Origin of the sequence: Pseudobacteroides sp., from assembly GCF_036567765.1 — a bacterium.
Taxonomy (GTDB): domain Bacteria; phylum Bacillota; class Clostridia; order Acetivibrionales; family DSM-2933; genus Pseudobacteroides.
Genome location: NZ_DATCTU010000045.1, coordinates 67,871 through 84,539, shown reverse-complemented (window position 1 = coordinate 84,539; position 16,669 = coordinate 67,871). Strand labels below are relative to the sequence as shown.

The window sequence follows — 16,669 nt, the reverse complement described above, 5'->3', positions numbered from 1 at the left end:
TAAAAAACAACCAACTGCTAAACCCCGCCTAACAGGTCATTTAGCAGTTGATTATTTTTTGATCATGACTTATATACTTTTTTCATATATTTTCTTCAGTTGATTTCCCAGATTCTCCAGTTCCATAAACGATTCATTAATTGAATTTAGTATCCCATTCTGCTTTTCCAATGAAGTAAGCACCTCCTGGGTAGATGCCGCACTCTCCTCAGATATACTGGCTACTGATTCTATTCTGTTATACATCATCCCAAAGCCGCTTCTTACACCGTCAAAGCTCATGCCTGCGTTAAATATTTCCTTTTGTGAGTTTTCCGCATCTTTTCTATAAAATTCAAAGTACCCCTTTATGTCTTCAATAATCTTATTTCCTTCACCAACCGCTTGAAATCCCTTTTCTGCCTCTGTATATGCAGTGGAGATCTTCCCACCAATATTCCCAAGTTTGGATGCTATTTCTTTTGCTGCATTATCACTTTGTATTGCAAGCTTCCTTATTTCATCAGCTACAACAGCAAACCCCCGGCCGCTTTCTCCTGCCCTCGCAGCCTCAATTGCAGCATTTAAAGCAAGGAGGTTGGTCTGTTCAGCTATGCCGCTTATAAGTTCAAGAAACCCTGTTATATCTTTCATACTGTCTCTAAGTACACTTACTGCCGAGAGGGACTCTGATACAGCAGAATCCAAAGTATGCATTTGCGAGTACATCATCTCTACTTTTGTTGTTCCGCTTCCAACCCTTTCAAGCATTCCGTCAGATATTTTATTTATATTTTGGGAAGCTGCACCTGCCTGATTAACATTTTCAGAAATATCAAAAGCTTTATGCATAATTTTATTTATATCATCTGCTTGTTGCTGTATTCCCTTTGCCATTTCATGCATTGCTCTCTGAATGTTGGTGCTGGACTCAAGCATACTGTTTAGATCATTCTTTGAGACGTTTATTTTATAAAACAGCTCCTTTAAATTACTTTCCATGTGGGTTACTGTTTCTTTAAATTTATTTGCAGCTATATTTGATCTCTCCGCATTGTCCTTGGAAATTACAATTGCTTCATTTCCCCACCTGGACAAATAGTATAAGGCTGCCATGATGCCATTAAAAAACACAAATACCAGCAAAAACTCACCAAGCCCGTGGTTAGCTCCAATCAGTTTGTCAGGTATAAAAATGTATTCCAATATTAATAATATATTAGCCAGTGTACCATTTATCAAAATAATTTCTTTTGTGAAAAACACAGCTGTCAATGTAATTGATGCCACCAAAATATAGTGTTTGTCAAGTGAGTAGCCTCTAAAGTAAAAAAGTGCCAGGGGAACAATCAATGTTATCATCCCAACAAATAAACCTTTTAATTGGAATCTTACTTTAAAAAGCATTAGAGCAGTAGTTACAACTGCAACTGGGAGGGTTTTTAGCAAGCTATCTGATATAGACTCTTTTCCAAATAAAATTGATTCTACTAAATACATTGCAACTAAGACCAGTACAAACACTAGTGTAAATCTTTCTACCTTTTTTTCATCATAACCCTTCCTGCTTTCTTTCATACCAGCACCCCCAAGGCATAAGCTAATAAGATGGTACAATATTGACTTAAACTTTATCGTCAATTTCTCTAATTCTATTAATAGATAAAAAGTTATTAATCTTTTACATTTATTAATGACAAATCACGATAAAACCCGCCTTAGAACAGTCTTTGATTTAACAATCATTGTACCAATATTTAGCAATATGTCTTAGATAATATCTTTACTATTTATTAGTGCATCATGTATACATAATGAATTATCCTCTTCGTTATATAATTTTTCAAACCTTACTCCATACTCACAAATACCTACATCTGTTGCGGAGTATCTGCTCCACATAATGTCGCATTTGACAAAGTAACTCCCTATCACCTTGACAAATGGCCTTGGTAGCTCAAGATACAAACTGTCACAAGGATAATAATTGCTGGATTTTATCATGGCTCCGCTTCCCGATATATTTACCAGACTAGCCTTTTCCCAATTTGTTTCATTATTGGATATTAGAATTGGATAATCAAACATATTGTACCTTATACTTTTTCTTCTTTCACACATAAATAATCACCCTTAACTATTAATTTATTTTTACTCCTAAAATTACAACAAAAACATTTATTCAAATAAACTAACAGCAAGATACAGAATGTTAAAAATATATTTAGTAAATCCTATATTTATTTCGTAACATTTATCTAATAACTTAATAATGTTTATAATATTTTTATGGAATTTATACTGATTTTTATAGAGAAGCAGAACACGGCATAGAATATGCAGAAATTTTCCAGATATAAATCAAACCTGTTAATTACCTAAAAGTAACTAACAGGCTATTGTCAGCTGTTTTATAAATAACGAATGTCTATTGTTGGCACATATAACATTACGGTATATTTTCAAAATGTTTATTATTTGGACTTTTTCTTGAATCATCCTCTATAAATTGGCCATACTTAAAAAAGTTATCATAGCCGCTTGTGTTTTCAGAATCCATCTTCAATCTTAACAGAACATCTTTGTCATGTTGACTTAACCTTACGTACTTACTTTTTTTTGGTTTAATCATAATTTTGCACCTGCTTCTAAATTTACTATTGTTGGTATACCTGTTTATTCATCACCTGTTAAAAGGATTACTGTTCTACCACCTCCAATCAGTAAGTTACACATGTTTATATTATATAGTATGTCAAATAAGAAAATATATATTATTTTATATTGATATTTATTTTCAAGTAAAGTTGTCTTGTTTGAAATTCTTAAGCACACTTTCTATTATTTCTGAACTATAGCCCCTATGCCTTAGAAAATAATATACTTTTTTAATTATCTTTTCATCATTAAAATCATATTTACCAAATTTTTTTCTCACCAGGCCTTCTGCAATTGCACTTTCGTCTATATCCACCTTATCTAGGACTTCTTCAATAATAGAATCGGATATACCTTTGTTTCTGAGCTCAAACCTTAGCATTTTCAAGGATTTGGGCTTTAGTTTACACCTGTCTTGAACAAATTTTCCGGCATACAGTAAGTCATTAATATATCCCATTGTCGTTAATTCCTCAATAACTTTAAGGACTGTTCCCTCATCAAATCCTTCATCTCTAAGGCGGTTGTATATCTCCTTTTCACTCCTCATCTTCAATGATACAAACCTGATTGCCATAGACTTAGCATTCCTGAAATTTATTTTATGATTTATGTAATCAAATTCTTCCTTTGTGATTTCTTCCTTTTCATAAAGGTTTAACCTGAAATAATCATCTTCAGAGATTACTAAAGAATAATTCCCCTCTATATCCACTATAACAGTGTCCTTGTCTCTTTTAATATTTGTTATTAACATTTCATCACCTGTTTGTATCCTTAAAAAATATTAAACAAAAAGGGGCTACCTTATAAGGGTAAAGCCCCGCAGCGGAAGTAATCTTTCATTCATGCCTAATCTTATACATCATCTTCAAACATTTCATCGTCATCTGTTTCTATATGGTTCTCTTTATTCTTGCTTACCGTTATGCTTAAGCTTTCTCTAATCTTTGCTTCAATCTCATTTAAAAGCTCTCTGTTCTCTTTCAGGAACTGCTTTGCGTTTTCCCTGCCCTGACCTATTCTCTGCCCATTGTAAGAAAACCATGCTCCGCTCTTGCTTACGATATCCAAGTTTACTCCAACATCAAGGATATTACCTTCTTTTGATATACCTTCACCGTAAACTATATCGAACTCAGCTTCTTTAAATGGCGGTGCCACCTTATTTTTAACAACCTTTACTCTGGTCCTGTTTCCAACCATATCACTGCCCTGTTTTATAGTCTCAATCTTTCTTACATCCATTCTAACTGATGCATAGAATTTCAAAGCCCTACCGCCAGGAGTTGTCTCAGGGTTTCCAAACATAATACCCACTTTTTCTCTTAACTGGTTTATAAAAATTGCTGTGGTCTTGGATTTGCTGATAACACCAGCCAGCTTTCTAAGTGCTTGAGACATAAGTCTTGCCTGCAGACCTACGTGTGCATCTCCCATCTCACCGTCTATTTCAGCCTTAGGAACCAACGCAGCAACCGAGTCGATAACTATAACATCAATAGCACCACTTCTTACAAGTGCTTCAGCTATTTCCAAGGCTTGTTCTCCCGTATCAGGCTGAGATACAATAAGGTTATCTATATCAACACCTAATTTCTTCGCATAAACCGGGTCCAGGGCATGTTCAGCGTCTATAAAAGCAGCTTCTCCTCCAGCTTTTTGAGCCTCTGCAACAATATGAAGTGCAACAGTCGTTTTACCGGAAGACTCTGGTCCATATACCTCAACAATTCTTCCACGTGGAACTCCTCCAACACCTAAAGCTATATCAAGTCCCAATGCACCGGTCGGTATCACTTCCACACTCAAGTGAGTACTTTCACCCAACTTCATTACAGCACCCTTACCGAATTGTTTTTCTATTTGGCCTAAGGCCATCTCCAAAGCTTTTTTCTTTTCCATTAATTATTCCTCCTTGCAGAACATGTCGAACATCCGTTCTAGTTTATTATATATCAATATTTCTGCTCCGTCAATAAAGATTGTTATTTTTAACTTCAATATATTTTCAATGTCTAGGAAATTATGGTGCCTCACAGGACTTAATCTAGAATTTAAAAATCTTCTTCATCCTTATTCTTATAGTGCTTACAGCATTCTGTGCCTCATCGATTTTTAGTATTAATGCTGCTCCAAAATAAACAGCTACTCCAACAATAATGTATACAGCTAATAAAATAAACTGAATTACCTTGGAAAAATCTGAAAACTTTACAAAGCTGTTAATTGCGAAAAGAACAGCACCCATTAAAAGTGCAGATGGAACAACCTTTAAAGTAAATATCATCAATTTCTTTATGTAAATACCTTTCATTTTTCTGTTGAGAATCAAAATAAGCAAACATGCATTCAGCGTGCTAGCCGCCGAATAAGCAAGTGCCATTCCTGCCACACCTAATGATGTGTGCCTCAAAAGATAGCTTAGCAAAATATTTAGCAAAATAGTGGTAACCCCTATAAAAAGAGGAGTCTTTGCATCGTTGTCTGCGTAAAAAGCCCTGTTTAGCACAGTAACTACGGACTGGGTAATGAGTGCTATGGAAAAAAACATCAATATATTTCCCGCGTTTACAGCAGCAGCATCGCCAAACTTTTTGGACAGCTTGAAAATTGAAATAACGGGATAATTCAGCACCACTAGCGCAACCGCAGAGGGTACTGTCAGAAGCAATACAGTCTTCAATCCCTTTAAAAGAGTGTTTTTATATTGGTCTATTTCTCCTACTGCAAGATTGGCGGACAACATGGGAAGCATCGCTATCCCCATACCCTGTGCAAAAACTCCGTAGGGCATCTGCCATATTCTGTCTGCTGTTTGAAATGCAGTAACGTTTCCTGTGCCAAAAAAAGGAACAAAAAAAGTGGTGATAATAATATTTATTTGTACAATTGATGATGAAGCCAAAGACGGAACAGAAAGGGAGAACATCTTTTTAAAACCGACATGATTCCAAAAAAATGCAGGGCGATAGAACCTCATGTTCTTAAGGCCAAATGACAGTTGAAACAAAAAGTACAATATTGAGCTTGCCATAACCCCAACTGCAACAGCCTCAACCCCAAACCTTGAGAATATAAGTATGCTTAATGCACTGCCTATATTATAAATAGAGGGCCCATAAGTGGCAGCCGCAAACTTGTTATATGAGTTTAAAATGCCGTTAGTAATACCTGCCAGCATCAAAAATGCTACCGACGGAAAGAGTATCCTTGTAAGTCTGACAGCTAAATCTAAGGATTTCAGCTTCATATCAAAGACATCATTTGAAAAGCTAACAATCTGTGGTGCAAATATGACGCCTAAAACACAGGTAAATACCATTAATATTAAAACACTATTTATAAATGTACTCACAGCCTTCCAGCCTTCCTCTTCCTCATCCCGTGCCAAATAGCCAGATAATACAGGAATCAAAGCGGCAGCTATGGCACCACCCACAAGAAGATCATACATCAGGCCAGTAATTCTAAAGGCTATTACATATGCATCCCCAACTTCATTGGTTCCAAGAATGTTGGGGATGAGAATCTCCCTTATAAAGCCCGTTATCCTGCTCAATACAATTGACAGCATAACGATAAAGGCTGTTTTTGTTAATTTTTTCTTTTGTACAGGACTCAAATCAGTATCCTCCCAAAGCTATATTAAAATTGTTAATGACCTTACATTTCTCAGTCTCATTATCAATATTTTTTCAAAATATATCTTCTTATAATGTCAAGTGCATTTAAAACAGTATTATTCCTAATTCTGTTCCTGTTTCCCCATAGGTTTAACCTTGTGCACTCCACTCCATTTTCATCCGCTAAAGCAATATAAACAAGTCCTACAGGCTTATCATCAGCACCGCCGTCAGGTCCTGCAATGCCTGTTATAGATAGCCCAAGCTTTGTATTCATAACTTTTCTTATATTAACCGCCATTTCTTCAGCGGTATAGCTGCTAACCGCACCATATGTATTAAGGGTTTCCTCCTTTACACCAAGGTTGTTGGCCTTTATGTCATTGCTGTATGTTACCATACTTCCAGCAAGCACTGCCGATATCCCAGGTATCTCGGTAATCCTGGCGGATAATAGTCCTCCGGTGCAGGATTCTGCAAAGGAAATAGATATGTTATTTTTAATAAGAAGCTCTCCTGCAACCTCTTCCATGTTTTTATTATCAACAGAATAAACTGCTTCTCCGAGCCTGTTTTTTATCTCCTCAATAACAGGCTTAATAAGTGTATCACCTTCCTCTTCATTTTGGCATCTTGCAGTAACTCTAAGGGTTACTTCACCATCCTTGGCGTAAGGTGCAATAGTAGGGTTTGTTTGATTGTCAATAAGATCAATAATCCGCTCCTCCATAGCTGCCTCACCAATACCGAATATCCTTAAAAACTTTGAAACTAACTTAAAGCTTGCCTTTTTGGAAAAGTAAGCAAGAACCGTTTCATCAAACATAGGTTTCATTTCCTTTGGAGGTCCTGGCAGCATAACAACTACCTTTGACCCATCCTCAATAATGCATCCGGGAGCGGTTCCGTTGTTATTTTCAATAATCAGTGAGCCCTCAGGCAAAAACGCCTGCTTTTTATTACTTTCTGTCATAGTTCTTTGTATTTTGTCAAAGAATTCTTTTATTTTATCAAGACTTTCCTGATGCAATACCAATTCCCTTCCAAAAGCTTCAGCTACTGTCTCCTTTGTAAGGTCATCCTTTGTAGGCCCTAGTCCGCCTGTCATAATAACTATATCAGACCTTTTCAATGCCAAATCGAGACAGTCCTTAAGTCTTGAAGGATTATCCCCCACCACGGTATGGTAATACACCCCAACACCTACTTCCGGCAGCCTCCCTGATATGTACTGTGCATTTGTATTTGCAATCTGCCCCATAAGAAGCTCTGTTCCAACTGCAAGTATTTCAGCTTTTATAAACTCACTCATAGTATAATCCTCTCATTTTCTTTATATTTTAACTCTTTAATCATTCCTCACTTAATATAACTCTATGCTCATTATAGCCAAAACATTTTAAAAACTCAAACACCTGTTTAAGAAACAATTTCAGGAGGTATAATATTAATAATTGGTATAACTAATGTTGAGTTGAACTGTATTACAATTAAGATCGCAAATGGAGGTGGCTTTTATGAATAAAGAAAGGATAATAAAGGTAGCTGTTGTGGGAGCAGGATATGTAGGCTCGACAACTGCATATACTCTAATGGTAAGCGGTCTTATATCGGAGCTTGTTTTAATTGATATAAATAAAGACAAGGCAGAAGGCGAAGTTATGGATATGAACCACGGTATGCCCTTTGTAAGGCCTGTTGATTTGTATATGGGCGATTATAAAGATTGTGCAGGAGCAGATATTGTTATATTGACTGCAGGTGCAAATCAAAAACCGGGTGAAACCAGGATCGATCTTGTTAAAAAAAACACAGAGATATTCAAGGGGATAATAAGCCAGGTATTAAAGTACAATTCCGATTGCATACTGCTTGTTGTAACAAACCCTGTTGACATACTTGCTTATGTAACCTATAAGATTTCCGGCTTTCCTAAAAATAGAGTTATAGGCTCGGGCACGGTACTTGACACTTCCAGATTCAGGTACCTTATCGGGCAAAAGGTAGATATAGACCCTAGAAATGTTCATGCTTACATTATAGGCGAGCATGGTGATACCGAGGTTCCCACCTGGAGTCTTGCAAATATAGCGGGAATACAGATGGACGAATACTGTAAAGGTCTTGATTTGTGTCTTGGAGAAGCTACAAGAAAAGAAATATTTGAAAATGTTAAGAATGCAGCGTATCAAATAATAAACAAAAAAGGAGCTACCTATTACGCAGTAGCATTGGCTGTAAGGCGTATTGTAGAGGCAATTGTAAGAAATGAAAACTCCATTCTCACTGTTTCAAGCCTAATGGAAGGCCAGTACGGCATTAATGATATCTGTCTCAGCCTTCCGTCGTTGGTAAACAGAAAAGGGATTGAAAAGGTTCTAGATATACCCCTTAACAGTGAAGAAATGATGCTTCTTTCGAAATCTGCAGCGGCATTAAAGGAAGCCGCAGGCACATTGGAATTATGACATAATTGTAAATTTTATCATAAGAATACATGTTCAATTCTCAAAAAAGTGTTATCGGTCTTTTATTTAAAAGTGCTGGCACCCTTTATTTCCAAGGGATTTGCAGCATACAAATTTTAAGACTGATAACTTTTTTATTTATACTCCATATCTGTGCATGACAGTTTTTCTTATTTTCTCTCTTCAATATCTAACTATTTTATAATATAATGATTTATATTAGAGATACAACTTAAAGCGGCTTAGGCACGATCAAAAAATAACTTCCTCTATAAATTTGGCTCATGTGTTGACTTAACTCGTCAACACCCACTCAAAAGCGGAAGTAATTTTTAAATCATACCTTAGTAAAATTGAAAACTCATCATTAGACAGAAAAAGGAGAAAATAATGGAGAATTCAGTTAAGGTACTAAATAGCATTGTTGAAAATGTAGAAAAGGTAATTGTTGGCAAAAGAAAATCTGTAGAACTGGCACTAATATCTCTCATATGCAACGGACATGTGCTTATCGAGGATGTTCCGGGGGTAGGCAAAACGAGTCTCATTTCATCTCTAGCAAGATCAATAAATGCTTCTTTTAAAAGAATTCAATTTACCCCTGATATATTACCGTCAGACATAACAGGTTTTTCAATGTACAATCAGAAAACAGGCGATTTTGAATATCGTCCAGGTGCAGTTATGAGCCAGATAATATTGGCTGATGAGATAAACAGAACTTCACCCAAAACTCAGGCAAGCCTTCTTGAAGTTATGGAGGAGAGTCAGGTTACAGTTGATGGAGTAACCCATAAAGTACCAAAACCCTTTATGGTACTTGCAACCCAAAACCCCATCGAATATCTAGGCACATTTCCTCTTCCCGAAGCTCAACTAGACAGATTCTTTATGAAAATATCCATAGGTTATCCCACTCCAGGAGAGGAAAGCTACATATTAAACAGATTCCGGCAGAACAATCCCATAGAGTCCCTAGATAAAGTAGCCTCTGGTGAAGATATAATCAAAATACAGGAGGAAATAAAGGAAGTACATGTTGATAAAACCCTTAATGATTATATTGTTGATATAGTTGCAAGCACAAGAAACCACAACGATGTAATACTCGGTTCAAGCCCCAGGGGATCAATGTCTCTGTTTAAGGCTGCTCAGGCATGGGCTTTCTACAATAAAAGAAATTTTGTTATGCCTGAGGATATTAAATATATGGTGGTACCGGTTCTTTCTCATAGAATAGTTCTTAAACAGGAAGCCAAATTAAAGAAAACAAACGCAGCTGATATTTTAGGATCTATCCTGGAAAAAACCAAGGTTCCTGTGGTGGACTACAATGTTTAAAAACAGGGTTTTATATGCATGCATTTTTCTATCTGCTTTGATATTTGCTTATTTCTTTGGCGGCAAGGTTCCTTACGGATTTCTTTATGTCGTTATTTTGATGCCTATAATTTCATTCCTGTACACTATAGTTATACTTATTAGGTTCAAATATACCGAAAGCCTTGATAAAAACTTTATAACAAAGGGTGATATTGTAAATTACAATTTAAGTATACACAATGAGGATTTTTTCCTCTATCCTTATATGAGGATTAACTTTTGCGGTGATGACTCCATATTTAAAGACCAGTTTCGCTCAAAAAACCTGTCCCTATTGCCATTTAAAGATAAAAAATACACCTTTGAGTTGGAATGCAAATACAGGGGCAACTACGGCATCGGTATAAAGTCTGTCCAGATCGAGGATTTTTTCGGACTGTTCAGACTTACATACAAAAATGCAGTAGCAAAGCACATTACAGTTTATCCTAGAATTGTATTTCTGGAAAGATTCAATTTGAAAACAAACTATATATGTGAAACCAACAGTACTTTAAACAACAGGTTTGAAGACATGACTACCGTATCCGACATCAGAAAGTATGCATATGGTGACAGCTTAAAAAAAATACATTGGAAGCTTACTGCCAAAACAAGGGATATGATGGTCAAAAATTTTCAAAGTACTACCCAGACAAGCAGCGTTATTTTCCTTGACCTTCTTAAAAGTCCTTATTCTCATGAAGTAAATACCATAATAGAAGATAAGGTACTGGAGTCATGCATATCTGTAATTTATTATTGCCTAAACAACTGGGTCCCAATAAATCTTGTTTATTTCAAGAGCGAAATAATAAACCGTACAGCCAGTTCGCCTCTGGACTTTAATGAAATTTACGACACTCTTACAACTATCAGCTTTATAGAAAAGATAGGATTAAAAGATCTGATGAAAGTCCACCTGATGGATAATATAACCAACTCCAACTTGGTTTTATGTACATCAAACATGAGCTATGAGCTTTACAATGAAATTTACAATGCAAATTATTCCGGATATGACCTGAGCATAATTTATATATCCCCTTCCGAACTAACCGGCAGCGTCGACAGTGATGCTGATACAATTTTATCAAACCTTACAGAAGCAGGGGTGGATGTTTACAAACTTAACATATCCGATGATATCAAATATATATTGGAGAGATAGCTATGTTCACTAATAAACAAACGCAAAACTATCTTATAAATTTTATACTGACTGTGCTTATGAGTTTTTGCTTTTCATATGCACTTACTACTACGTTAAACTTAAAATATCCGGCCTATATGCTAATATTGGCGATATCTGCCGTTACACTGTTTTATTCTGCAATTACAGTCAATAAGATTGTCTTAAAAATATCCCTTTTATCGATGCTTGTACTTGTCATAGGTATAGTAGGGTTTCTCTTTTATAAGTTGGGATTTAGTGAGATATATGTGAATATTGAGTACTTCTGCAATTGGCTTTATGACTATGTTTCAAGCTTCAAAGTCAAACTTGTCCCTGTATACGGCATCATAATAGCATCATTTTTTGTACTCGTAACCACATTATTTACCTTTATCTTTACAATTAAAAGATATAACTTCATTGTTATACTTATAAGCGGATCATTGCTGTTTGCGGTTCAGTTTGTAAACAAATATCTAATGACGATAAACACTTTTTATCTATTTCTATTCCTTATGGTCATTTACTACATGAAGCATATATTTATAAAGAATTCGTCGAGAGATACAAATGAGTATATAAGTCACTCCTCATTTTTGATCTTTATTGTACCGTTATGTGCTGTCATACTGTTCGTTACCTATATGATCCCTGTCCGTCCAAAGCCTTTGGAGTGGAAATGGATGGATAGCAAACTCAAGATATTCTATAACAACTACTTTAAAAGCGGTGTCCCGAGTAAATTTGATTATTTTTCCCTTACAGAAACAGGTTTTGGAACCGATTCCAGTAATCTTGGCGGTAAAATCAACAAAAACAAGAAACTGGTCCTTCGAGTAAAATCCCCTAGGCCTATTTACTTGAAAGGTTCCATAAAGGATGCTTATACCGGCCGATCATGGTTAAGCACTGATCATTCAACAAAAATGCTTGCAGATAAAAGCAGCAATCTCCCTATAGACTACAACGAAACCTTAAAATACTTAAGCACCGATAATATAAATCCCTATAGATTTGAAAATAACAGTCTATTGATTAATTATCTTGAGCTTTTAGTCGGTATGAGAATTCTTACAAATGATGAAGATGTGATAAGAAGGTACTTCACAAGAGACAAGATAGATATAACATTCCAAAACTTATCCACTAAGACTCTTTTCCTGCCGGAAAACGCTTACCAGCTAAATGTACCCAATATGGATGTCATGCTTGGAGCAAACGGGGATTTGACAACATCAGAACATATGACTAAAAATTTTAAATACAGCCTAAACTCTCTGAACTTTGTCATCAACAAAAAGACGGAGGACTTACTTCGTAAAAGCAACGAAGATCTATTTAAGGAATACTACAACTACATGGACTATGTTTTAAATATTAACAGTCAGATGATGGAAAAATCAAATAATGTTTTGCAAGCATACTCCGAGAATACCGATACCCCCACAGAATTAGTTGATATTGATGGATTTAAGCTAATTGTGTTCGCATTGGGTAAAAATGTTCTCCAATCCCCTAATGTGACTAACCAAGATAAATTCAGCAGCGTTCCCCAACTTGATTTTAGCAATGCTCCACAAAAAGTCCTGGATATGGTGGTACAGCATAGTAACAACAAAGGATCTGTTTTGTTAAATTCCTCCATTTTTAACATCAGTGAATCGGATAACGCATATAGCTATGTGGTCATACTTAACCAAGAGCTTCAAAAAGCTCCACCTGAAAATTCGTATTTCAACCTGCAGGATTTCCAATTACCAATAAATCTTTTTAGCAGAAATACATTGGAGCTCTTGAGATCCAACTCAAATGAAGCATACTCAAAATACCTGCTGCTTCCGCCTGATCTTCCTGAAAGGATAAAGAACCTTGCCAAATCCATCACAGATAATAAGTCTAATCGGTATGACAAGGTTAAATCAATTGAAAGATATCTTTCAAAAAACTACAAATATACCCTGACCCCGGATGATACTCCTACTGGAAGAGACTTCGTAGATTACTTCCTCTTTGACCTAAAGAAAGGGTATTGCACATATTATGCAACCTCAATGGTTGTTATGCTAAGGACTCTGGGGATCCCAGCCAGATATGTGGAGGGCTATATTGTTACTTCGGGTTCTAAAAAGGGCGATGAGTACCAAATCACCAATGAAAAGGCACATGCATGGGTTGAGGCATACTTCGAGGGATTTGGTTGGATCAAATTCGAACCTACGGCTGCATATGCCAGCAATGATCCTCAAAATAACCGGAATTCATCTGACGATGACAGCCGAACCGGCAGCAGGCCATCATGGATTGAAAACCAAAACAATTCAAACCCCGGCAACATGCAGGTTAATCAGCTTCCTGATAATGTAAATAAGCCTTTGATCATTTTGGGTGCTGTTATACTAGCAATATTTTTAAGCTTATTAGCCCTTGCAGCCTTAATACTTATCAATTATATAAAAGGCAGAAGGAAGCTTAGGATACTTTCTCAAATGGACCCTCGCGAAAGCATAGTATCAGTTTATAAGCAGATCTTGCACCACATGTCCATACTCGGTTATAATAAGCTTGATAAAGAAACTCCCAAGGATTTTGCAAACAGGTTGGGTAGTTCCATTGCTGCCAGCCGTACCAATCTTAATGCAGTAACCGATGTCTTTATTACTGCACGATACAGTAAAAACTTTGTTACTGATAAGGATAAGGCTTACGTACTGGACAGCTTCTACAACCTTACCTTATATACAAGGCAAAGCATGGGAAAATTCAAGCACTTTGTGCTGAAATACCTAAAAGGAAAAATTTGAAATTTAAGAAAGAGAGTGTTGATTATGAAAAAAGGTATTATTATGGTTTTATGTGTACTACTTGCAGTAGCTCTTGTTGTTATTGGAGTCATAAGCTTTAAGGATGACAGTAATAAAAACACTGATATCACATCTGATGTCACTTCTTCTCCTGAAAGCAGTGCCGCTGTTTCCCCCGAACCTGACAGCGGAACACTAAAGATGGCTGATGATTTTACATTGACAGATCTTAACGGTAATCAGGTAACATTAAGTGAACTTAAAGGAAAAAATGTATTCCTAAACTTCTTTGCAACCTGGTGTTCTCCATGCAAAAGAGAGCTTCCGGACATCCAAAAAATAGAGGAGGAATATAAGGATAAGGACTTGTTGGTATACCTGGTAGATTTAGGTGAAGATGAAAATACCGTTAAAGAATTCTTGAAAAAGAACAACTATACATTTAACGTTCTTATGGATATAAACAGTGATGCAGGAAATCTCTACAGAACCACTGAGATACCCACATCCTTCTTCATAAATAAAGAAGGTAGAATAGTCGTCAGACATACAAGCATTATGACTTATGAGCAGATGAAAAATAACGTTGAAAAATTGTACAAGTAGGTATATTAAAAGTGCCAATAATATTGCAAAATTGCATTTATAAAAATTGACTATAATATAATCATAGTATATACTAATTCTGCGGTAATTGTTTTTTGGAAAACACTGATTTGTACATTATGTAAACTCAGTTACATGCCGATATATTAAACATTCTGAGAGAATTATTTTCTGATGGCAGGCTGGTTTTATGCTTTCGGAAAATAAACATAGGTGTAATGAAATGAATATACGTAAATTTTATTTAATAATGACAACTACAATAACAATTTTTCTTTTTTCATCGGGTATATGGCTGCTCTTATTGATAAATACAACATCTGCAGCACATGATACTGGCAACGCAAAAAATTCGAACAGCCTTATAAATAGTATTATAAAGCCTTTCGTAGCCGATAAAAATCCCGTAAACATACTAGTCTTAGGCGGTGACAAGGTTGCTGGCAATACCGATACTATGATGCTTGTCAACTTCACCCCGGGCACAGGCAAAATCAGTATTTTATCCACTCCTCGTGACTCAAGGGTAAAAATCCGGGGACTTGGTTACACCAAAATCAATGCAGCATACCCAAGAGGCGGGGCGGAACTTGCAGTTGAGACCCTTTCCAATTTTCTCGGTGTAAGAATCAAGTATTATGCTTATGTAGATACCGCTGCATTTAGAAAAATAATAGATTTATTAGATGGGGTAGATTTTTATGTGCCTGCGGATCTCAAATATGACGACCCCATACAAAATCTTCATATCAACCTTAAAAAGGGTCAGCAGCATCTAAACGGTAAGCAAGCCGAGCAGTTTATGCGGTTCAGAAAGCCTACCCGGTATACAAAGGAAGTACAGGAATTCTATGACGGCAGCGACTTAAAAAGGATAGAAGCACAGCAGAACTTTATGCGAGAGTTGATTAGACAGAAGACCAATATCAAATATATATCCAAGGCAAACGATCTGATTGATGTCATACTTGATAGCATAGAGACAAATATAACAATGAGTGATGCATTAAAGCTTGCTCAGAATATAAGCAATATAGATACGGCAGGTATGAAGACCTTCATGGTTCCGGGAGATAGTGCTTATATCAACCAAATCTGGTATTATATTCCTGACCGTAAGGCCACAGAACTTATAGTTGATGAGAATTTTCACTCTGATTTAGGGGCTATACCGGCATATTATACAAATGAGGAAGACAGGGCTTCTATTAGAAGCAGCAAAACTCCAACAAGGCCTAAAGCAACAAAAAATCCGTCTAACTCTGATACGTCAATAAAGGGGTCAAAAACTCCTAAACCATAAAAAGGAGACAACACTAAATGGAAATACTAACACAATTGATTGACTTTGTACTGCACATTGATAAGCACCTGGCAGAGATAATTAAGAATTACGGCACATGGACCTATCTCATACTATTTATGATTATATTTTGTGAAACGGGATTGGTTGTAACACCTTTTCTTCCTGGCGATTCATTCCTTTTTGCACTTGGAGCACTTGGAGACAGCCTAAATTTGAAGCTTGCATATATCCTTTTAGTTGTTGCTGCCATATTAGGAAACACAACCAATTACCTTATAGGAAAATTTATTGGAGACAAGATTATTTCATTTAAAAAGTTTAGACTTGTAAAACCTGAACATTTAGAAAAAACACATGCCTTCTATGAAAAACATGGGGGTAAGGCTATTATTCTATCGAGGTTTTTCCCTATCATTCGTACATTTGCACCATTTGTTGCAGGCGTAGGCAAAATGAATTTTGTAAAGTTTTCCATATTCAATATGATCGGAGGAGTCTCCTGGATTACATCATTCATCCTTATGGGAGTTTTCTTCGGCAAAATCCCCGCGGTTAAAGAGAATTTTACTTTTGTTATAGTTGGCATTGTTGTAGTAACGTTTTTACCTGCTGCCATAACCTTTATCAAAAGCCGCACATCCAAAAAATAAGCATAAATATTGAAAAACATATTTTAAAAGATGCAA

14 protein-coding genes are annotated in these 16,669 nt (G+C 36.1%); 7 read left to right on the top strand and 7 right to left on the bottom strand.

All coding sequences use genetic code 11. The annotated features are described in order from the left end of the window. Nucleotides 1-69: 69 nt before the first annotated feature. The 7 genes from VIO64_RS08230 to VIO64_RS08200 all read right to left on the bottom strand — a co-directional run bounded on the left by VIO64_RS08230 (nt 70) and on the right by VIO64_RS08200 (nt 7,563). On the bottom strand, nt 70-1,557 hold the full coding sequence (locus VIO64_RS08230; protein WP_331917006.1) for a methyl-accepting chemotaxis protein: 1,488 nt from the start codon (nt 1,555-1,557) through the stop codon (nt 70-72). Nucleotides 1,558-1,749: 192 nt separating this feature from the next. Further along, nucleotides 1,750-2,100, bottom strand: a complete 351-nt coding sequence (locus tag VIO64_RS08225) for a PilZ domain-containing protein (protein ID WP_331917004.1) — start codon at nt 2,098-2,100, stop codon at nt 1,750-1,752. Between the two features lie 328 nt (nt 2,101-2,428). After that, nucleotides 2,429-2,611, bottom strand: coding sequence for a hypothetical protein (locus tag VIO64_RS08220; protein ID WP_331917002.1), 183 nt, complete (start codon nt 2,609-2,611; stop codon nt 2,429-2,431). 165 nt (nt 2,612-2,776) lie between these two features. Then, the gene (locus VIO64_RS08215; protein ID WP_331917000.1) at nt 2,777-3,394 is read right to left on the bottom strand and encodes a regulatory protein RecX; all 618 of its coding nucleotides are present in this window, start codon (nt 3,392-3,394) and stop codon (nt 2,777-2,779) included. Nucleotides 3,395-3,495: 101 nt separating this feature from the next. Continuing rightward, on the bottom strand, nt 3,496-4,542 hold the full coding sequence (gene recA / locus VIO64_RS08210; protein ID WP_331916998.1) for a recombinase RecA: 1,047 nt from the start codon (nt 4,540-4,542) through the stop codon (nt 3,496-3,498). Between the two features lie 145 nt (nt 4,543-4,687). Then, a complete protein-coding gene (gene murJ / locus VIO64_RS08205; RefSeq protein ID WP_331916996.1) occupies nt 4,688-6,262 on the bottom strand; it encodes a murein biosynthesis integral membrane protein MurJ in 1,575 nt (524 codons plus the stop codon). 62 nt (nt 6,263-6,324) lie between these two features. After that, nucleotides 6,325-7,563 carry a competence/damage-inducible protein A gene (locus VIO64_RS08200; protein ID WP_331917061.1) on the bottom strand — a complete coding sequence of 413 codons (1,239 nt, stop codon included), beginning with the start codon at nt 7,561-7,563 and terminating at the stop codon, nt 6,325-6,327. A gap of 217 nt (nt 7,564-7,780) precedes the next feature. On the opposite strand from VIO64_RS08200, the gene VIO64_RS08195 reads away from it, so the two are divergent. The 7 genes from VIO64_RS08195 to VIO64_RS08165 all read left to right on the top strand — a co-directional run bounded on the left by VIO64_RS08195 (nt 7,781) and on the right by VIO64_RS08165 (nt 16,633). After that, nucleotides 7,781-8,731: an L-lactate dehydrogenase gene (locus VIO64_RS08195; protein ID WP_331916994.1), complete on the top strand. Its 951-nt coding sequence runs from the start codon at nt 7,781-7,783 to the stop codon at nt 8,729-8,731. Nucleotides 8,732-9,121: 390 nt separating this feature from the next. After that, nucleotides 9,122-10,072 carry a MoxR family ATPase gene (locus VIO64_RS08190; RefSeq protein ID WP_331916992.1) on the top strand — a complete coding sequence of 317 codons (951 nt, stop codon included), beginning with the start codon at nt 9,122-9,124 and terminating at the stop codon, nt 10,070-10,072. Next, nucleotides 10,065-11,264, top strand: a complete 1,200-nt coding sequence (locus VIO64_RS08185) for a DUF58 domain-containing protein (RefSeq protein ID WP_331916990.1) — start codon at nt 10,065-10,067, stop codon at nt 11,262-11,264. The genes VIO64_RS08190 and VIO64_RS08185 overlap by 8 nt, the downstream gene beginning before the upstream one ends. 2 nt (nt 11,265-11,266) lie before the next feature. Continuing rightward, nucleotides 11,267-14,071, top strand: a complete 2,805-nt coding sequence (locus VIO64_RS08180; RefSeq protein WP_331916988.1) for a transglutaminase domain-containing protein — start codon at nt 11,267-11,269, stop codon at nt 14,069-14,071. Between the two features lie 24 nt (nt 14,072-14,095). Then, nucleotides 14,096-14,677 carry a TlpA disulfide reductase family protein gene (locus VIO64_RS08175; protein WP_331916986.1) on the top strand — a complete coding sequence of 194 codons (582 nt, stop codon included), beginning with the start codon at nt 14,096-14,098 and terminating at the stop codon, nt 14,675-14,677. Nucleotides 14,678-14,900: 223 nt separating this feature from the next. Beyond that, on the top strand, nt 14,901-15,980 hold the full coding sequence (locus VIO64_RS08170) for an LCP family protein (protein ID WP_331916984.1): 1,080 nt from the start codon (nt 14,901-14,903) through the stop codon (nt 15,978-15,980). 17 nt (nt 15,981-15,997) lie between these two features. Beyond that, on the top strand, nt 15,998-16,633 hold the full coding sequence (locus tag VIO64_RS08165; protein WP_331916982.1) for a DedA family protein: 636 nt from the start codon (nt 15,998-16,000) through the stop codon (nt 16,631-16,633). Nucleotides 16,634-16,669 lie beyond the last annotated feature (36 nt).